This is a genomic window from Amycolatopsis sp. CA-211722 (genome assembly GCF_056828465.1).
This window is the reverse complement of record NZ_CP184752.1, coordinates 1,320,275-1,338,494: the sequence shown is the minus strand read 5'-3', so window position 1 is coordinate 1,338,494 and position 18,220 is coordinate 1,320,275. Positions and strand designations below refer to the sequence as shown.

The following is an 18,220-nucleotide window of genomic DNA, read 5'->3' as shown; positions in this document are numbered from 1 at the left end:
GCGGGAGGAGCGGCACGGTGGCCGGGTGGCTCACCGCATTTAGAGGACTAAACGCGGGAGGTCAGGCGAGCCCGGCGAGCGATTTGTCGACAAGCTCCTGGACGCGGGAGCGGGCGGCAGCGGCGTCGGGGGCGACCAGGCTGAGCCGGGTGCGGCGGTCCAGGACGTCCTCGACGTCGAGAGCGCCCTCGTGCCGTACGGCCCAGACGACTTCCGCCGCGCTGATCTCGGTGCCGTCGAACAGGGGCAGGCCCAGCTCCGGGTCGACCTCGCCGAGCGCCGCGACTCGCGGCGCCTCGGTGCCGTACTTCGCGACCAGCCGCGGCGACGCGTCCACAGTGGACAGAAGGTGTCGTGGTGTCGCGCCGAGCAGCGGGAGCCGGGAGGTGGTCGACGGCCCGGCGAGCAGCCCGGACCGTTTCACCGCCGCGTCGACGGCGTCCTCGGCCATCTTCCGGTACGTCGTCAGCTTGCCGCCCACGACGGTGAGCACGCCGTCGGCGCCGGTCACCACCGCGTGCTTGCGCGAGAGGTCCGCGCTGCGCCCGCCGTCGCCCTCGACCAGCGGCCGCAGCCCGGCGAACGAACCCGCGACGTCGGCCCGCGTCAGCGGGCGGGTGAACGCCGTCGAAGCCACTTCCAGCAGGAAGTCCACATCGGACTCCGGCACGGTCGGCACCCGCGGCACCGGACCGTCGGTCGGCTCGTCGGTGACGCCGACGAACACCCGGCCGTCCGGTTGCGGCAGCAGGAAGACGAAGCGGTTGTTCTCGCCGGGCACGGGCACGTTGACCGACGTCGCCCCGATCCGCGCCGCCTCCGAAGCCAGGATGAGATGCGAGCCGCGGGACGGCCGCAGCCGCACCGACTCCGCCAGTTCGCCCGCCCAGACGCCCGTCGCGTTGATCACCTGCCGGGTGTGGATCTCGATCTCCTGCCCGGTGAGCCTGTCCCTGGCCAGCACCGATTCCGCGTCGAGCCGCAGCGCCTCGACCTTCGTCAGGATCCTCGCGCCGCGTGACGCCGCCGTGCGTGCCAGATTCACGACCAGGCGCGCGTCGTCGGTCAGCGCGCCGTCGTAGGCCAGCAGTGCCCCGCGCAGGCCTTGCGGGGAAAGGCCGGGTGCGAGCGCCAGCGCCTCCGCGGCCGGGATCGACCTCGGCCGCGGCAACACCGACGCCGGGGTGCCGGCGGCGCGGCGGAGGCCGTCACCGGCGAGGAGGCCGGTCATGATGAACGCTTGCTGACCACGAGAAGTCTTGCGGTACATGGGGAACAGCTGCGGGATCGCCCTGGTGAGATGCGGGGCGGTGCGGGTCATGAGTATCCCGCGTTCGACGGCGCTTTCGTGCGCCAGCGCCAGATCGCCCTTGGCCAGGTACCGGAGGCCGCCGTGGACGAGCTTGCTGGACCAGCGCGACGTCCCATACGCCAGGTCGTACGCCTCGATCAGGGCGACCGAGAGCCCGCGCGCGGCCGCGTCCAGCGCGATCCCCGCGCCGGTGACGCCGCCGCCGACCACCACCAGATCGACCCGCTCGCCGCCGGCCAGCGCCGTGAGTTCCCGGTCGCGCCGCAGAGCGTTGAGCGAGCCCGGCGTCACGGGCGCAGCGCCGCGTCGAGCACGTTGGCGAACTCCGCCATCAGCTTCTTCTCGTCCACGTCCGCGATGGCGGGACGGTACGAGAAGGCGAAGGACTGGATGAGCAGCAGCAAGGTACGAGCCTGCGCGGCCAGGTCACCCTTGCGGATCGACCCGTCCTCGTGGCCCGACTTCAGCAGGTGCAGGATCACGCCCTCGGCGAAACGCTGGGTCTTCCCGAACCGCTCGACGATGTAGGGCAGGACAAGTTCGGAATCGAGGTCCAGCAGGGTGCGGAACAGCGGGTCGCCCGACAGCGCGGCAACGGCCGCCGAAGAACTCTGGACGAGCTTCTCTCGGAAGTGGGCGGGCTCGGCCTCGGGTTCCGCGGCGCCCTGCAGCAGGCCGCCGAACTCGCGGGTCATCAGGGTCGCGAGCACGCTGCGCACGTCCGGGAACCGGCGGTAGACGGTCATCCTGCTGACCTTCGCGGTCCGGGCGATTTCGGCGAGGGTGGTCCGCCTCACGCCGACGGCGAGCACGCACTTCTTCGCGGCGTCGAGCAGAACGTCGTCGGACACACGCGTCGAGGCCTGGCGGGATCGGGTGTCCGCCAGTGCCGAAACGCCTGTTTCCGCAGGTGAGTGACGTTTTACGTCCATGTGTAACACTGTAGTCGTGACGGAGCTTATTGACCACCGGTTAAGACGATCCTGGACGCCCGAAGGCGGTGACGCGGCCCACCTTCCGGCGAAGGCCTTGAGGTGGCTCGCCCAGCGTATCGGTCCGCTGGGCTCCGCGGCGCCCCTCGCGCCCGATTCGGCGCTGTCCGTTCCCGATTCGGCGCTGGGCGAACAGCCGAAACGAGACCTCGAAGAGCTCGTCGGCGCGGAGAACGTCCTGGTGACGCCGGGAGAACGGCTCGCCAGGGCGGGCGGTCTGTCCTATCTGGACCTGGTGCGGCGCCGCGGCTTCGGTGATTTTCCGGTGCCGGACGCCGTCGTCCTGCCGGAGAATCCCGCCGAAGTGCAGTCGCTGGTGGAAATCTGTGCCCGGCACGACGTCGGCGTCGTCCCGTTCGGCGGCGGGACGTCGGTGGTCGGCGGGGTCGCGGCCCTGCGCGGGGACAAGAGCGCGGTGATCGCGCTCGACCTCACCAGGCTCGGCGAACTGGTCTCCGTCGACCCGGTGTCCCGGATCGCGATCCTGCAAGCGGGCGTCACCGGCCCGGAGGCGGATCGGCTGCTCGCCGCGCACGGCTTCACCCTCGGACACGTGCCCCAGTCCTACGAACGCGCCACCATCGGCGGTTACGCCGCGACGCGGTCCGCTGGGCAGGCGTCGTCGGGTTACGGCCGCTTCGAGGACATGGTCAAGGGTGTCCGGCTCGCGACGCCGCGCGGGGAATGGAAACTCGGCGTCGCGCCGGCGTCCGCCGCGGGACCCGACCTGCGGCAGCTGGCCGTCGGCAGCGAAGGCACGCTCGGGGTGATCACGGAGGTCGCCCTCCGCGTCCGCCCGGTGCCGGAAGTACGCCGCTACGAGGGCTATGTCCTGGATGGCTGGGAGAAGGGCGCCGACGCGGTACGAGCACTCGCCCAGCGGCACGTGCTCGCGGACGTCACCCGGCTGTCCGATGTGGACGAAAGCGAGGTTTCGCTCGCTCTCAACGACGGCTTGAAGACGAAGGCGTTGCGCCGGTATCTCAAGGCGCGCGGCGTCCATGCGCCTTGCCTGCTGATCGTCGGCTGGGAAGGCGCGTCGAAACGAGAGGTCGCCAGGCGCCGCCGGGAGACCACCGGCGTACTGCAGGAGTTCGGCGCCGTCCGGATCGGTGCCGCGCTCGGCGAATCCTGGCGGCGTGGCCGGTTTTCCGGTCCGAGGCAACGGGATGCCCTGATGGACAACGGTGTCTGCGTCGAGACCCTCGAAACCGCCACGTACTGGAACGAAGTGAGCGACCTGCGCGACGCCGTTCGTGCGGCGCTCACCGCGACGCTCGGCAACGCCATCATCATGTGCCACATTTCGCACGCCTACGAAACGGGCGCGTCGCTGTACTTCACCGTGCTCACCGCGCGCGACGAAGCCGACCCGGTCGGCCAGTGGCAACGGGCGAAGGCGGCGGCGTCGGAGGCGATCACCGGGATCGGCACGATCTCGCATCACCACGCCGTCGGCGTCGACCACGCGCGCTATCTGGCGGCGGAGATCGGTCCGCTCGGGGTCGACGTGTTGCGAGCGGCGAAGAAGGCCGTCGACCCGGCCGGGATCCTCAATCCCGGGAAGCTTCTCTGACCAGCGTCCCGGCCTCGACCAGCGTGCAGTCCAGACCGTGCGTTTCGGCGGGGATGCCTTCCAGTGCCGCGGCCCGGCGCTGTTCGAGGTCGGCGACGCGGATATGCCTGCCGTCCACCAGGATCGGCAGGCGGATGTCCGCGGCGCCGACGTACGCCACGACGTCGTCGAGCACGGTGCCGTCGTCGAGGGTGATGGCCGGGGCGGTCAGGCGTACCAGGTTGTACCGGTGTCCTTTGCCCTCGCAGCGATCGAGGACGGCGAGCTGCTCCGGCGTCGCGAACCAGACGGAGTGCTCCTCGACGACGCCGGGGGCGGCGGCGAGCGTGGCCGGCCGTTGCCCGTCCCGGAACCGCAGGCCGGACGCCCAGACCGCGGCGAGGTCGGCGCAGCGCGCGTGACAGACGACGACCGGACCGGTCAGGCCCATGTGCTCCCGCAGCCAGGTGATCTTGGACGGGCACGCGTTCGAGCCGTAGGCGAGCACGGCCTGACGTTCGCGCCAGCCTTCCGGCGCGGTGTCGAGGCTGTGCCCGGCGCCGTCGAAGTGGACGAACGAATGCCCTGGCCGCGCTCCCGGATACGGATCGGCCGGGAAATCGGCGTCGGTGAAGAGTTTCACCAGGTCACCACGCTGCGGAGCACGTCGCCGTGGTGCATGCGCTCGAAGGCCCGCTCGACGTCGTCGAGGGCGATCCGCTCGGTGACGAACTTGTCGAGCGGGAGCCTGCCCTGGAGATAGAGGTCGATCAGCATCGGGAAATCACGTGAGGGCAGGCAATCGCCGTACCACGACGACTTGAGCGAACCGCCGCGCGAGAAGAAGTCGATCAGCGGCATGTCCAGCCGCATGTCGGGGGTCGGGACGCCGACGAGCACGACCGTGCCCGCCAGATCCCGGCCGTAGAACGCCTGCCGCCACGTCTCGGGCCTGCCGACCGCGTCGATCACGACGTCCGCGCCGAAGGAATCGGTGAACTCCTGGATCGCCTCGACGACCTGGTCTTCGCTCAAACCCTTGCTGTTCAGCGTGTGGGTGGCGCCGAAATCCTTGGCCCAGGCCAGTTTCCGGTCGTCGGTGTCGACGGCGACGATGGTCTTCGCGCCGGCCAGGTTCGCCCCGGCGATCGCGGCGTCACCGACTCCGCCGCAGCCGATGACCGCCACGGAATCGCCGCGGCTCACCGCGCCGGTGTTCAGCGCCGCGCCGAGACCGGCCATCACCCCGCAGCCGAGCAGCCCGGCGATGGCCGGTTCGGCGGCGGGGTCGACCTTCGTGCATTGTCCACTGTGGACCAGTGTCTTCTCGAGGAACGCCCCGACGCCGAGCGCGGGAGACAGGGCGGTGCCGTCGGCCAGCGTCATCGGCCGCGCGGCGTTGAACGTCGAGAAGCAGTACCAAGGCTTTCCTCGGCGGCAGGCCCGGCAGGTGCCGCAGACCGCGCGCCAGTTCAGGATCACGTAGTCGCCCGGTTCGAGGTCGGTCACGCCGTCGCCGACGGCCTCCACGAACCCCGCGGCCTCGTGGCCGAGCAGGAACGGGAATTCGTCGTTGATCCCGCCCTCGCGGTAGTGCAGGTCGGTGTGGCAGACGCCGCACGCCTTGACCGAGACGACGGCCTCGCCGGGCCCGGGATCGGGCACCGTCACGGGCTCCAGCGAGACCGGTTCACCCTTGGCGCGGGAAACGACGCCTTGGACCTCGTACGGCATGCCCACCTCCGAGTCGTTGACTTCGCAGCTTGCCACGAAGACGACCGGGATCGCGACATCCGCTCGGGTGCGGTATCGGTTCAGCGCCCAGGTGTGATGATGTACGCGACTCCACCGGGACCGCTCGAAACTCCGCCATTCGTGTTGTACCGCTTGGTGCGCTGCCAGATCGTTTCGAACTGGTGTCGTTTGTAGACATTTCGGACCCGGTCGTTGCTGTTGGCGGCCGGGTCGTTCGCGATCACGTCGCCGTCCTTCGTGAAGCCGACGACGACCATGATGTGCCCGGCGGTGCCGTAGCCCGCGCCGTCGAGTTCCTCGGCCTTGAACGACTGCGACGTGATCACCGGGATCCCGCGCGCGATGTAGTTCTCGAGTTCGTTCAAGGAGTGCAAACGGGTGATGTGCCCACGCAGTCCGAGTGAAGCGGCGTACGCGGTGTTGAACGGCCAGTTGCCGGTGCCGTCGTAGGCGTAGTCGAACGTGTAGCGAGCGGCGTACGCGACTGTCGGGTCGACGTAACCTTCCGGGATCCACTTCATGTCCTCGGGCTTGGGCCGTTTGCCCCAGTACTCGGCGACCATCTCGGTGGACGTGGGACTGCACCAGTTCTCCCCGCCCCCGCCGTACTCCGGGAACTGTCCTTTGTGGAGGTTCTGGGCGTAGGCGGGCACCTTGAGCTCGATGCCGGTGGCGCGGCCCGGTTCGGTCGCCTTGACCTCGAAGCGGTCCGGGACCAGCGACGTCATGGCGCCGACCGACGTCACCGACGGCGTGGCGCGGGAGCCTGCCTCGCGGTACAGGCTGACCCGCAGCTGGTACGAGCGGAGCGCGACACCGGCCTTCATGACCAGCGTGTCGACGTCGACCGCCGCGTTGGCGTCGCTCTGGCCGTCGACGCTGGTGCGCTTGATGTCGGCGTCCCCGCTCGCCCACCGGCCCATGACGTACCAGGACGTCTCGGCGCCCGTGGAAGTGCGGCCCTTCGCTTCGACCTTGATCCACGTCTTGGCCGGAGTCTTCGCGTTCCACGAGGCGACCAGCTGGGAGGCGTCGAAACCCTGCGTGTGCCTGCTCGACGTCCACTGGCCGTATTCGTAGGTCTTCGTGGTGCCGAGCGTGGGTTCGGTGTGCTCGATCGTGCCGATCGGGCGGTCGATGCGCAGCGCGCCGTGGTCGAGGCCGAGCCCTTCGAGCCTGCCGTCACGGAAGCCGTGGTGACCGGACCATTCGTGGTAGTCGATCGACTCGTCGTCCGGGCGGCCGGGACCGGCCTCCGCCGTCTGTGCCGTCACCGCGGTCATCGTCGCGATCGTCAGCAGCGTGACCAGTCCTCGTATCCGCATCCGGCGCTCCATCCCTCGTGTCCACCCAGTAGGGAAGGGATTTTCGCCGGTCGCGCGAGGTATGTAAACAGTTGCCGCGTTTCGTCCTCTGAATGCGGTACTTGCGTGTGCAACTACCGCATCCAGAGGACGAAACGCGGCGGGGCTCAGGCGAGCGGGTTCGGCAGCAGCAGTTCCGTGTTCTGGTCCTGAGCGGTACCGACGGCGGAAAGCGAGGCGTGGATGTCGTTGTACGAGAACTCCCGGTACAGCGACGCAAGCGCTTGCGTCGACGTGTCCGTGTACGAGGCCTCGTACGGTGCTTCAGCCTCGATCAGGGTGGTGAACAGGGACAACGTGCCGTCGGCGTTGTCGGCGACCTCGATGATCCGCGCGTGCTGCGGGAAATCGATGTGCGAAGCGGTGTTGATCTCCCAGAAGCCCTGCTTCGCGGTCTTGCCGGCGTGCGGGGTGATCTTGTTGTGGTGCGTGTGCCCGTTGACCCAGGCCAGCACGTTCGGGAACCGGTGCAGCAGCGAGACGAACGTGTCGCCGTTGAGCCGGATCTCCAGCGGATGCCGCGCGTCCGGCAGCACGTTGCCCATGGTGTCGCTGGTGTGGTGGCTGAACAGGATGAACAGCTCGTCGGTCACGTTCTGCGTGACCTTGCGCCCGAAGAAGTCGTAGTACGTCGAGCTGTTGCGCTTGAGCGTGTTCTCCACCCAGGTGAACTGCCCGAGCCCGATCGATCCGTCGGCCAGCCCGGCCATCGTGGTGGTGTCGAGGCTGATGCCGGTGATCCCCGGCGCGATGCGGAAGGTGTAGTAGACGTTCCGGCCGTCGGCGTTGTTCTCGCTGAACCCGTGGCCGACCGGGCCGGGCCCGGTGTTGGCGGAGTCGAGGTGGTGCCGCACGAACTCGGCGGTGCTGAACGGGCGTCGTCGCTCGTCCGGGGTGACCTCGCGGATCGTGCCCGAGCCGCCGAACAGCTCCGTGACCGGGACGCCGGAGCCGGACCCGATCGCCTTGGCGAGCTTCCGCGAAGTCGTCTCGTCCTTGCCGATCACCTTGAAGCGGCCGGTGTACCAGCCGTCCATCCCCGGAAAGTCCGGCACCGTACCGACGATGCTGTCGTCGTGGTTGCCGAAGGTGCAGAACCACGGGACGTCGAGACCGGGCGAGGTGAAGGTGTTCGACGCCGCGCCGAGGAGGCCGGGCAGCTGCGGGAAGCCCTTCTTCGTGTACGCGTCGTCCAGGGCCTTGCCGGGGTTCCAGTAGTGCGAGGACCCGGACGTCTGGACGCCTTCGTGGACGTTCGGGTCGCCCGAGGTCGGGTTCACCGTGCCGCCGTTGAGCACCTTGAGGAACCATTCGAGCTCGATCAGCTCGTGGTTGTCGGTGTTGTCGCCGGTGGTGACCATGAAGTCGATCGGCCGCCCGGTGAACGGGCCCGCCTTCAGGCTGTTCACCCGCTCGACCAGTGCCGTCGTCGCGACGGGGCCGAGGGTTTCCTGCGGCCGGTGCGCCGAGCCGACGAACGGGTGCAGGTACTCGAACCGCGCCGGGCTTTCGGCGTCGGTGAAGTGCAGGTCGGTGAACTGGGCGAACGAGGCCATCGCGCGGCGCCGGTCGTCGCGGCCGGGCTTCGGCGCGGCCAGATCGCCGCGGACCACGAGCGGCCAGCCGGGTCCCGCGGTCAGCCGCGTGTAGCCGGGGCCGCTGGTCCGCGGGGCCGCCGCGGCTTCGAGGGTGGTCCCCGCGGTGCGCACCGCCCGGGTCGTGGTGCGCGCCAGGGCCCGGTCGAGCGCGTTGGCGGTCGGCGTGCACAGCAGCAGGCCGACGCCGGCGGCGCCGGCCGCGGTGAAGGTGCGCCTCGAGATGACGGACATGGCGGTGCCCCCAGTCGTCGCGGATGGATGTCGCGGAAGGACGATGCCGGAAGACGTTAGCCGTGAGGTGAACGTCAGAAAAGGGTAATGCGAAAATTTGTCACGTTTGGCGGAATACCAAAGAAGCCAAGCGGGCTGGTTACGCTGGCCGCTTGGCGAGCGTGGGAGGTGGCCAGGTGGGCGCTTCGGCTTGGTCGGTCCGCGGCCGGTTCGACGGCGATCCGGAAGCGGCGCTGGACGCGATGAAGGCGCGGGTCTTCGAGGAGGGCGACTACCTCTGGGAGGAGGACGAACTCGGCCGCCCGGACTCGATCGACGAGCTGTACGAGGTGGAGAGCGTCCAGGAGTCCGGGACGCATTCCGTGCTCGACGTCCACGAGTTCATCAGCGCCACGGGCGAGGACGACTTCGGCACGATCCGGCCCTTGACCGACGCCGAACTCGTGGCCGCCTTCGGTACCGAGGAGCCGTCCGTCGCCGACTTCGACGAACTCGACAAGGCGGGGCGGCTGCCGTACGAGCGCCGGCCGCGCTGGAGCGCGAACTGCGCGCTGCTGTACGAGGACGACGTCGCCGTCGAGCTGGCGATCTGGGGTGTGTCGGGGGACTAGAACCGGGCGGAAGCCGTCTGGAGCGTTAGCGAGAGTAAGGCGCGTTTGTCGTGACCGGACCGGTCGCACGCGACTGTGTGGATTTCGGGTCATCCAACGCCCCAAAATCCACACAGTCGCCGTCCTGGGGGAGGAGTCGAACACCGCCCTCTTGCGTCGCGAGAAAAGTCCCTTCGCCTGTCGCTGGCGACTGGAGCCGGGTTTCCTGAGGCGTCGGTCCACCGGGTTGGGCCTTCGCGCGCCGTCGTGGTGACTGCTGTGGTTGCTGGTGCAGGTGAGCTGCTGGTGGCGATCTCTGAAGGTAGTGAAGGCCCTCTTCACTACCTTCAGGGTAGGCAAGGAGGCCTTTATGGACCGGCCACAGCCAAATCCAGTAGGTACTTGACCCTTCGACCTAGCCTGAAACGCCACTCACGAGATTTGTGGGCCGAGTTCGACGCTGGTGCTTCGGGCGCGTTGGTGACGTGGCACCGCACTCGCGTGATCGAAGCCGCAACTCGCGTGATCAAGGACGGAACTCGCGTGATCAGAGGCGGAACATCAAGTGCGGCATCCAATCATGCGAGTCGACCCGGATCACGACCCACTACAGCCGGGCCGCGAGCCCGTCGAGGATCACCTCGACCCCCAGCTCGAACAGTTCCTCGCCGCTCTGCGCCGCGAACGCCGGGCCCAGCCTGCCGACATGCGGATAGGCCTCAAGCCGTGCGAGGAACCCTTCATCCGGCTTCCGCGCGGGGAGTGTTTCGACCGACGCCAGGACATGCGCCGTGAGCAGTCGCGAAATCCCCGCGGTGTCCTCTTCGGAGAAGCCCGCCTCCAGCAGGATCCGCGCGGTCGTCTCGATATGGCCCAGCCGGTGCGGCCCGGTCGGCGGCCGCTCGCGCAGCAGTGCGGCCGCGTCCCGGTGCCGCAAGAGCAGTGCGCGGAACTGACGCAGCCCGCTTGCGAGCTGCGCTCGCCACGGTGAGCCCCGGTCGATCTCGAAGGCGTCGGCGCAGATCGCTTCGGCGACGAGGTCCAGCAACTCCGCCTTGTCCTTCACGTGCCAGTAGAGCGTCGGCGAGCTGACGCCGAGCTTCGCCGCCAGCCGCCGGGTCGTCAGCTCCGCGAGACCGGCCTCGTCGAGCAGTTCGACGGCGGCCTCGGTGATCTTGGCGAGGTCGAGCGAGCCTTTGCGTGCCACCCGTGGACTCTATCAGTGATAGATTTGTCTCTATCACTGATAGAGAACGGGGGAAGTGATGCGCTGGACACCGAAGCTCGGCCTGGTCACGGTGCTGTGCTCGATCGTCTTCGTGCTCGGGACGACGCTGCAGAACTACGTGATCGTCGATCTCGAGCTGATCGAGGCGAGTATGCGGCTCAAGGGCGCGGGCACCGCCGACGCGCCCGCGTACCTGAGCGCGCTGCGGCTGGTGGGGAACGTTTTCATCGTCGGCAACGCGCTGGGCCTGCTGGTGTGGTTCGGGTGGCGTTGGCTGTTCTGGCCGGTGCTCGCGGTCAACGTCACCCAAGCCTTCGGCGTGTTCGTCGTGCCGTTCGAAGTGCACCGGGCGGCGATCACCGAACACGGGTGGCCGGGCGTGCTGCCTTCGCTGGTCACCGATGGTGGTGCGGTGGTCCTGTCGATCGTGCTGATCACCGCTTATGTCCGGTCGTTCAGGCGGAAAGGCGACCCAGTTCGGCCTTGACGGCTTCGACGGCGGCCTTGATCTCGGTGGCCGGGTCGGCCCCGTCGCGGGCGATCCGGCCCAGCGCGCCGACGAGCGCCTCGTTGGCCGTCGGTGTCCACAGTGGACTGGCCGCGCGACCGTTCTCCTTCACCAGCTTCGCGGCGTCGGCCGCCGCGGCGACCTTGTCGAGAACGCTCAGCCGCGCGGGCAGATGGAACCCGAATTTCGTGGCGAACTCCTGCTGGAAATCGATGCGCTCCAGCCACAGCCATTTGACGAAATCCTTGGCGGCGTTGGGGTTCAGGCTCTTGGAGTGCACCATCGCACTCAGCCCGCTGACCGGGACGGACGGCGTGCCCGCCGCGTCGAGCCGGGGGAAGGGCAGGACGCCGAAGTCGTCCTTCACCGTGTCCTGGATCTTCGGCAGGTTCCCCAGCCAGGTCCACTGCATGGCGGCGAGCCCGTCGATGAACGGGAGCGGATCCGCCCAGTCCATCGAAGCGCCGAGCAGCAGCGAACCGTTGAGCTCGTGGAGTTTCGCGGACACCGTGGCGGCACGCGGATCGTCGAAGCCGACGGATTTCCCGTCCTTGACGTAGTCGAGCCCGGCCGACCACAGCAGCGGCCCGGCGAGCGCCGCCGCGCCCGCGTCGTCGCCGGCGAACAGCCCCTTGACCCCGTCCTTGGACAGTTTCCGCGCCGCGTCGACGAGTTCGTCCAGCGTCTGCGGCGGCTGGATCCCGGCCTCTTGCAGGAAACTCTTGCGGTAGAAGAGGACCTGGGTGTCGAGGGCCTGCGGAATCCCGTAAAGCTTGCCGTCGACGGTCCGCGCCGCGAGCACCGAGGGGTGGAAATCCCCGCGCACGGGTCCGACGACGTCGTCCAGTGGGGCCAGGAGGCCCTGCCGGACGCGCTCGACGGTGACCTGGCCTTCGAAGACGTCCGGGACCGGGCCCGCCTGCAGCGCGGCGTTCAGTTTCGTCTCGTAGTCGTCGGGATTCCACTGCACCGTGACCTTGGACTTCTGGTACGCGGCCGCGTAGCGCGTGACGGCTTCCTGAACACCCGCCTCGGGATAGGGGTGGTACCACTGCGCGAGGTCCACCGGTTTGGGTTTCGGCCTGGTCACCCCGGCGGAGTAGGCGGTCGAGGGCGGCGGGTTTCCTCTTTGGACGGTGTTGGACCCGCAGGCGGAGAGCAACGTCGTCCCCGCCAGTGCCAGGAACGTCCGCCTGCTTGTCTTACCCACCAACAAAACCCTTCGCCGAACGCAGTGAAGGCCACCTTCTGGGACCAGAGTCCCTCAAGATGGCCTTCACTGAAGCGCAGGCGCGCGGGAGATTAACCCGTTAGAGCTGGCTGATGTCGAGTTTGCCTTCGGAGTGGAACGCCCGCAGCCGCTTCTTGTCGAACTTGCCGACACTGGTCTTCGGGACTTCGTCCACAAAGGTCCAGTTCTCCGGGAGCTGCCACTTCGCGACCTTGTCGGACAGGAACTCGCGCAGGTCCTCGGCCGTGGCGCTCTGGCCCTCCTTGAGCACGACGGCGACCAGCGGGCGCTCGTCCCACTTCTCGTCGGGGATGCCGACCACGGCCGCCTCGGCCACCGCGGGATGCGCCATCACCTGGTTCTCCAGGTCCACCGACGAGATCCACTCGCCGCCGGACTTGATGACGTCCTTCGCGCGGTCGGTCAGGGTGAGATAGCCGTCCGGGCTGATCTTGCCGACGTCACCGGTGCGCAGCCAGCCGTCGTGGAACTTCTCCGGGTCGGGCTCGTCACCGGTCGTGCCGCCGTAGTACGACGCCGCGATCCACGGGCCCTGCACCTCCAGTTCGCCGACGCTTTCGTTGTCCCACGGCAGTTCCTCGCCGTTGTCGCCGATCAGCCTGGCGCTGACCGACGCCGGGAACCGGCCCTGGGTGTAGCGGTAGTCCCACGCCTTCTCACCGGTCGCGGCCGCGGGCGGACGCGCGACGCTTCCCAACGGCGAGGTCTCGGTCATGCCCCAGGCGTGCAGGATCGGCACGTCGTAGCGGTCCTCGAAGGCGTGCATCAGCGACGGCGGCGCCGCCGATCCGCCGACGACGACCTCGCGCAGATGCGAGATGTCCTGCGGGTTCGCGTCGAGGTGGGAGAGCAGGCCCTGCCAGATCGTCGGGACGGCGCCGGCGAAGGTCGGCTTCTCGGCGGCGAGCATCTGGGCGATCGGCGCGGGCTGGAGGAAGCGGTCCGGCATGAGCAGCGAGGCGCCGACCATCATCGCCGCGTACGGCATGCCCCACGCCATCGCGTGGAACATCGGGACGATCGCGAGGGCCTTGTCGTGCTGGGCCAGCCGCATGCTGTCGGACATCGTGACCTGCATGGAGTGCAGCCAGATCGACCGGTGGGAGTACGCGACGCCCTTCGGGTCACCCGTGGTGCCCGAGGTGTAACACATCGCGGCCGCGGAACGCTCGTCCACGTCCGGCCAGTCGAAGGTGTCCGGCTGGCCGGACAGCAGCTCGGCGTAGGAGTGGACCTGGACGCCGTCGGGCGCCGGGAGGGTGGAGGCGTCGCCGTTGGCCACGATGACGTGACGCACGGTCTTCAGCTCGGGCAGCTGCTTGGCCAGCAGCGGGACGAGCGTGCCGTCGACGATGACGACCTGGTCCTCGGCGTGGTTGGCGACGAAGACGAGCTGCTCGGGGAACAGCCGGATGTTCAGCGTGTGCAGCACCGCGCCCATGGCCGGGATGGCCAGGTACGCGGCCATGTGCTCGGCGTTGTTCCACATGAAGGTGCCGACGCGCTGGTCGCCGGTGACGCCGAGGCTCCGGAGGGCGTTGGCCAGGCGAGCGGCGTGCTTGCCGAGCTCGCCGAAGGTCTCCCGGCGGGCTTCTGAACCGGTCCAGGTGATGACTTCGCTCTCGGAGTGCACCTTGGTGCCGTGGCGGAGGAGCCTGCCCAGTGACAGCTGCCCGTCCTGCATCGTGCTCAACATCGCGTACTCCCGTGGTGCTCGTTCTCCGGTGAACTGGGGTTGCGCCGACTCTAATCCGGGAGGGGTGAACCGGTCAGTAACATCGCACGCAACCGTTCGGTCACAGTGTCGCGCTAACGGGTGTTCGCCGGTTCGGGCCAAGATCATCAATAATTCGTATTTTTCCTGCCATGAAACGAAAAATGGCTGACTGTACGAAGTGATGGCATCGCTCATAAGGGTGATGAGTGCGGGCAAATCGCGTCCCGGACGGGGTGTTTCCGCAGGCTGGGGCGGGTTGCCCGTGGCGTGGCCGAGGGGTAATAAGTGCGTGTCGGTTTCACGGCCGAGGAACGGGTGGCGTTTACTGGAGCCGTGGTACAGAGACGGCTGGCCAGCGCTTGCTCTTGCAAGCATGGTTTAAAGGCCGTCGGCCGCGAAAGCGGAGACCTGAGATGAAAGGACTACTACGTTGGCTCTGCCCACGTTGACTCCGGAGCAGCGCGCCGATGCCCTCGCCAAGGCGGCTGAGGCTCGCAAAGCGCGCTCCGAGCTGCTTGCGTCGATCAAGTCCGGCAAGGAGAGCATCGACAAGGTGCTCAAGCAGGCCAAGGAGAACAAGACCATCGGCAAGACGAAGGTCACGCAGCTGCTGAAGGCCGTGCCCGGCCTGGGCGCGGTCAAGGTCGCCGCCCTGCTGGAGCAGGCCGGGATCGACCCGGACCGGCGTGCCGCCGGCCTGGGCGAGCGGCAGCGCGAGGCCCTTCTCGAGGCGCTGAAGTAACGCTTCCGCCCAGGCTGTCCGGGGGAAGGTGTTGCCTGAGAGGCTGTTGCCCGGGCAACACTTTCCCCTGGTCTCAGCCGGAGCCTGGGACGCTGGTGGGGTGACGACCAGTACCGCACCGGCGACCCCGGCAGACCTGGCCGCCCGCTACGAGCGGGGCGACTTCCTCCTGGCCACGGCACGGCACGCGCTCCTCGCGAGCGGGGCCCTGGCCACCGCGACCGACACCGAGCCGTCGCGGCTGTCCCGGGCGCTCCCCGGGCTGTTCACCGACTCGGGTGCTTCGATCGCGGTCGGTGTGCTGCCGTTCGACACCAGTGACACCACGTCGGCACCCGGGCATCTGGTGCTGCCGCGCGCGGTCCACCGCGCGTCGTCCGACCATGCGGCCGTCCCGCCGCGGACCGCGCTTCCGCAGCCGGTCAAGGTCACTCCCGTGCCCGAACCGGAGGCCCATCTGGCCGCCGTCCGCGCGGCCGTAGCCGCACTGAGCGACCGTGACCTGCGCAAAGTGGTCCTGGCCCGGGCCCTCGATCTCGACTTCGCCGAGGCCGTCCCGGCCGCCGCGGTGGTCCGGAACCTGGCGAACGGCAATCCCCGGCACACCACCTACGCCGCGCAGCTGCCCGGTGGGCGCACGCTCGTCGGAGCCACTCCCGAACTCCTGCTTTCCCGCACCGGCGGTGCGGTCGTGTCCCGGCCGCATGCCGGGTCGATGCCCCGGTCGGCGGACCCGGCGATCGACAAGGCGAATGGTGAGGCGCTGCTGGCGTCCGAAAAGGACCACGTCGAACACGCCGTGGTGGTCGAGTCCGTCGTCGAGATCCTGCGGCCGTTCTGCCGGGCTCTCGATGTCCGCGGTCCTGAGCTCGTCTCGACACCGGCGATCTGGCACCTCTCGACCACCGTCACGGGGGAGCTGATCGACGAGGACGTCACCGCGCTGGACCTCGCCGCCGCCCTGCATCCCACGCCCGCGATCTGCGGCACGCCGACCGGCGACGCGCGGTCGCTGGTCCAGGAGCTGGAGCCGTTCGACCGCGAGTACTACGCGGGTGCCGTCGGCTGGGTCGACGCGGCGGGCGACGGCGAATGGGCCGTCGGGATCCGGTGCGCGGAGATCGCCGACACCTCCATGCGGCTGTACGCCGGCGGCGGCATCGTGCCCGCCTCCGACCCGCGAACCGAACTCGAGGAGACCTCGGCGAAGTTCCGCACCCTGCTCGCCGCCATGGGCCTGGAGATCTGACGCGTTTCGTCCTCTTGTTGCGGTACTTGCATGCGCAACTACCGCAACAAGAGGACGAAACGCGGGTGGGTCAGAGGGTCGCGAAGGCTTCGGTGACCGAGATGTCGTCCGAGGTCAGCAGCGCGACGGCCGCCCGGTAGCCCTCGGCCGCCTTCAGGTCCGCGAGCCGGGTCCGGTCCGGGTCGAGGGCCTCGTGGGCCGACCGGACCAGCCGGGCCTGCTCGTCGTAACCGGAGAACGTGATGCTCTGCAGCGGGATCTTGAGGCCCTTCCCGGTGGCCTTCATGACCGCTTCCTTGCGCGTCCAGTAGGTGAAGAACGCCGTCGCGCGCTCGTCGTCGGACAGCCCGGCGATCGCGGCCAGCTCGGCGGACGTCAGCGCGTACTCCATCAGCGAGTCCTCGGCGCGCCTGGTGGCCGTCTCGACGTCGAGGCCGACCGGTGTCCCCGCGGTGGCCGCGACGCCGATGAGTTCGCCGGAATGCGAGATCGACAGCATCAGCGGCGCGCCGGGGACCCTCGGCCGTCCGTGCGGTTTGCCGCAGTCGTCACAGGTCGCGTCGAAGCTCACGTCTTCGACGGCCAGGCCGAGCCGCTCGGCGGCGACCGTCTTGGCCAGGACCCGGCCGGTCAGGAACCGGCGTTTGTCGATGTCCTGGCGGTAGTTCCCGTAGCGGCCCTGCTCCAGCTCATCGAGCAGGGCCAGGAACCGGGGTTCGGCGGGCAGGGGCTCCGACCAGCGGACCGCGCATTCGATCACGTCTCCTTTTTACCCGATCCCGCACTGGCATCATTCGCGTTTTCGTCGAGCAACGTCGCCTCGTCGAACGGCGATCGGCCGTTCAGGGTCCGGTCCAGCTGCTCGCGGTCGATCTCGTTGGTCCAGGTGCCGACCAGCACGGTCGCGACGGCGTTGCCCGCGAAGTTCGTCAGCGCGCGGGCCTCGGACATGAACCGGTCGATGCCGACGATGAACCCGACGCCGTCCACCAGCTCCGGCCGGTGCGAGGACAGCCCGCCCGCCAGCGTCGCGAGCCCCGCGCCGGTGACCCCGGCCGCGCCCTTCGACGCGATGATCATGAACACCAGCAACGAGATCTGCTCACCGATGGACAGCGGTTTGTCGAGCGCGTCCGCGATGAAGATGGACGCCATCGTCAGGTAGATCGCGGTGCCGTCGAGGTTGAACGAATACCCGGTCGGCACGGTGATGCCGACGACCGGTTTGGAGACGCCGGCGTGCTCCATCTTCGCGATCAGCCGCGGCAGCGCCGACTCCGACGACGACGTCGACAGGATCAGCAGGAACTCGCGGCCGAGGTAGCGCAGCAGTTTCAGGATGTTGACCCTGGCGAACAGGCCGAGGATCAGCCCGAGCACCACGAACACGAACAACGCGCAGGTGATGTAGAAGCCGAGCATGATCACCGCGAGACTCTGCAGCGCCTTCCAGCCGGTCTCGCCCACGACGGCGGCGATCGCGCCGAACGCGCCGACCGGGGCCGCCCACATGATCATCGCCAGGATCCGGAACACGAGCCGCTGGATGTGCTCGATACCGCGGCGGATCGGCTCGCCCTTCGTGCCCAGTTTCTGCAGCGCGAACCCGGCGAGCAGCGCGACCAGCAGCGTCTGCAGCACCTCGCCTTCGGTGAACGCCGAGACCAGCGTCTCCGGGATGATCCCGAGGAGGAAGTCGACGGTGCCCTCGCTCTTGGCGATCTGGTCCTGCCCCTTTTCGGCGATCTCGGGGGTCAGGTGCAGCCCGGTACCCGGCTGGAGGATGTTGCCGACGACCAGGCCGATGACCAGCGCGACCGTCGACATGATCAGGAAGTAGCCGAGCGCGAGCCCGCCGACACGGCCGACCTTCGCCGCCTTCGCCACCGAGCCGACGCCGAGCGCGATCGTGCAGAAGATGATCGGCGAGATCATCATCTTGATCAGGTTCACGAACCCGGTCCCGAGCGGTTTCAGCTCCTTGCCGAGGGCGGGGAACAGGATGCCGACCGCGATGCCGAGCGCCACCGCCACGATGACGGCGATGTAGAGGTAATGGGTGCGATCCCGCTTCGCCGCGGGTGCTGCCGTGCTCATGGGTGCCCTTCGACGAGGTGGGAACAGGTT

The 18,220-nt window shown here is 68.7% G+C and carries 16 protein-coding genes; 5 read left to right on the top strand and 11 right to left on the bottom strand.

Translation table 11 applies throughout. The features are described 5' to 3' along the window. Positions 1-61 precede the first annotated feature (61 nt). Positions 62-1,603 (bottom strand): glycerol-3-phosphate dehydrogenase/oxidase, encoded by a 1,542-nt coding sequence (locus tag ACOCEP_RS06585; protein WP_482336320.1) that lies wholly within the window; start codon positions 1,601-1,603, stop codon positions 62-64. Then, positions 1,600-2,163 carry a TetR/AcrR family transcriptional regulator gene (locus tag ACOCEP_RS06580; RefSeq protein ID WP_378410902.1) on the bottom strand — a complete coding sequence of 188 codons (564 nt, stop codon included), beginning with the start codon at positions 2,161-2,163 and terminating at the stop codon, positions 1,600-1,602. The genes ACOCEP_RS06585 and ACOCEP_RS06580 overlap by 4 nt, the downstream gene beginning before the upstream one ends. A gap of 97 nt (positions 2,164-2,260) precedes the next feature. Here ACOCEP_RS06580 and ACOCEP_RS06575 point away from each other — a divergent pair, with 97 nt between their 5' ends. Continuing rightward, on the top strand, positions 2,261-3,880 hold the full coding sequence (locus ACOCEP_RS06575; RefSeq protein WP_482336318.1) for an FAD-binding oxidoreductase: 1,620 nt from the start codon (positions 2,261-2,263) through the stop codon (positions 3,878-3,880). Here the strand turns inward: ACOCEP_RS06575 and ACOCEP_RS06570 are convergent. The 4 genes from ACOCEP_RS06570 to ACOCEP_RS06555 all read right to left on the bottom strand — a co-directional run bounded on the left by ACOCEP_RS06570 (position 3,858) and on the right by ACOCEP_RS06555 (position 8,807). Further along, the gene (locus tag ACOCEP_RS06570; protein WP_482339620.1) at positions 3,858-4,505 is read right to left on the bottom strand and encodes a gamma-glutamylcyclotransferase family protein; all 648 of its coding nucleotides are present in this window, start codon (positions 4,503-4,505) and stop codon (positions 3,858-3,860) included. The genes ACOCEP_RS06575 and ACOCEP_RS06570 overlap by 23 nt on opposite strands. Continuing rightward, complete coding sequence (locus ACOCEP_RS06565) at positions 4,499-5,593, bottom strand: S-(hydroxymethyl)mycothiol dehydrogenase (protein WP_482336316.1); 1,095 nt, start codon at positions 5,591-5,593, stop codon at positions 4,499-4,501. Before ACOCEP_RS06565 ends, ACOCEP_RS06570 begins: the two co-directional genes overlap by 7 nt. An 80-nt stretch (positions 5,594-5,673) precedes the next feature. Further along, complete coding sequence (locus ACOCEP_RS06560; protein WP_482336315.1) at positions 5,674-6,939, bottom strand: C39 family peptidase; 1,266 nt, start codon at positions 6,937-6,939, stop codon at positions 5,674-5,676. Positions 6,940-7,085: 146 nt separating this feature from the next. Beyond that, on the bottom strand, positions 7,086-8,807 hold the full coding sequence (locus ACOCEP_RS06555) for a TIGR03767 family metallophosphoesterase (RefSeq protein ID WP_482336313.1): 1,722 nt from the start codon (positions 8,805-8,807) through the stop codon (positions 7,086-7,088). Positions 8,808-8,968: 161 nt separating this feature from the next. Between ACOCEP_RS06555 and ACOCEP_RS06550 the strand changes: the two genes are divergently transcribed. Next, on the top strand, positions 8,969-9,418 hold the full coding sequence (locus ACOCEP_RS06550) for a hypothetical protein (RefSeq protein WP_482339618.1): 450 nt from the start codon (positions 8,969-8,971) through the stop codon (positions 9,416-9,418). Between the two features lie 586 nt (positions 9,419-10,004). On the opposite strand, the gene ACOCEP_RS06545 is transcribed toward ACOCEP_RS06550, so the two are convergent. Continuing rightward, positions 10,005-10,604, bottom strand: a complete 600-nt coding sequence (locus tag ACOCEP_RS06545; protein ID WP_482336311.1) for a TetR/AcrR family transcriptional regulator C-terminal domain-containing protein — start codon at positions 10,602-10,604, stop codon at positions 10,005-10,007. A 58-nt stretch (positions 10,605-10,662) separates the two neighbouring features. Between ACOCEP_RS06545 and ACOCEP_RS06540 the strand changes: the two genes are divergently transcribed. After that, positions 10,663-11,112, top strand: coding sequence for a hypothetical protein (locus ACOCEP_RS06540; RefSeq protein ID WP_482336309.1), 450 nt, complete (start codon positions 10,663-10,665; stop codon positions 11,110-11,112). Here ACOCEP_RS06540 and ACOCEP_RS06535 read toward each other — a convergent pair. After that, positions 11,081-12,343 carry an ABC transporter substrate-binding protein gene (locus ACOCEP_RS06535; protein WP_482336307.1) on the bottom strand — a complete coding sequence of 421 codons (1,263 nt, stop codon included), beginning with the start codon at positions 12,341-12,343 and terminating at the stop codon, positions 11,081-11,083. The two genes, ACOCEP_RS06540 and ACOCEP_RS06535, sit on opposite strands and share 32 nt — an antisense overlap. A gap of 100 nt (positions 12,344-12,443) precedes the next feature. Continuing rightward, the gene (locus ACOCEP_RS06530) at positions 12,444-14,081 is read right to left on the bottom strand and encodes a long-chain fatty acid--CoA ligase (protein WP_482336306.1); all 1,638 of its coding nucleotides are present in this window, start codon (positions 14,079-14,081) and stop codon (positions 12,444-12,446) included. A 451-nt stretch (positions 14,082-14,532) separates the two neighbouring features. On the opposite strand from ACOCEP_RS06530, the gene mihF reads away from it, so the two are divergent. Together mihF and ACOCEP_RS06520 are read left to right on the top strand one after the other, a co-directional pair. Continuing rightward, on the top strand, positions 14,533-14,844 hold the full coding sequence (gene mihF / locus ACOCEP_RS06525) for an integration host factor, actinobacterial type (RefSeq protein ID WP_005155963.1): 312 nt from the start codon (positions 14,533-14,535) through the stop codon (positions 14,842-14,844). A gap of 100 nt (positions 14,845-14,944) precedes the next feature. Then, entirely contained in the window at positions 14,945-16,093 is a 1,149-nt protein-coding gene (locus ACOCEP_RS06520; protein WP_482336305.1) for an isochorismate synthase, read from the top strand. A gap of 70 nt (positions 16,094-16,163) precedes the next feature. Here ACOCEP_RS06520 and ACOCEP_RS06515 read toward each other — a convergent pair whose 3' ends face one another. Together ACOCEP_RS06515 and ACOCEP_RS06510 are read right to left on the bottom strand one after the other, a co-directional pair. Further along, positions 16,164-16,853, bottom strand: a complete 690-nt coding sequence (locus tag ACOCEP_RS06515) for a 4'-phosphopantetheinyl transferase family protein (protein WP_482336303.1) — start codon at positions 16,851-16,853, stop codon at positions 16,164-16,166. Beyond that, on the bottom strand, positions 16,850-18,190 hold the full coding sequence (locus tag ACOCEP_RS06510) for a cation:dicarboxylate symporter family transporter (protein WP_482336301.1): 1,341 nt from the start codon (positions 18,188-18,190) through the stop codon (positions 16,850-16,852). Before ACOCEP_RS06510 ends, ACOCEP_RS06515 begins: the two co-directional genes overlap by 4 nt. Between the last annotated feature and the right edge of the window lie 30 nt (positions 18,191-18,220).

Coding starts and splice junctions, on each gene's coding strand:
- ACOCEP_RS06510 (WP_482336301.1), bottom strand. CDS start 18,190: ATGAGCACGGCAGCACCCGCGGCGAAGCGGGATCGCACCCATTACCTC.
- ACOCEP_RS06540 (WP_482336309.1), top strand. CDS start 10,663: ATGCGCTGGACACCGAAGCTCGGCCTGGTCACGGTGCTGTGCTCGATC.
- ACOCEP_RS06530 (WP_482336306.1), bottom strand. CDS start 14,081: ATGTTGAGCACGATGCAGGACGGGCAGCTGTCACTGGGCAGGCTCCTC.
- ACOCEP_RS06565 (WP_482336316.1), bottom strand. CDS start 5,593: ATGCCGTACGAGGTCCAAGGCGTCGTTTCCCGCGCCAAGGGTGAACCG.
- ACOCEP_RS06555 (WP_482336313.1), bottom strand. CDS start 8,807: ATGTCCGTCATCTCGAGGCGCACCTTCACCGCGGCCGGCGCCGCCGGC.
- ACOCEP_RS06560 (WP_482336315.1), bottom strand. CDS start 6,939: ATGCGGATACGAGGACTGGTCACGCTGCTGACGATCGCGACGATGACC.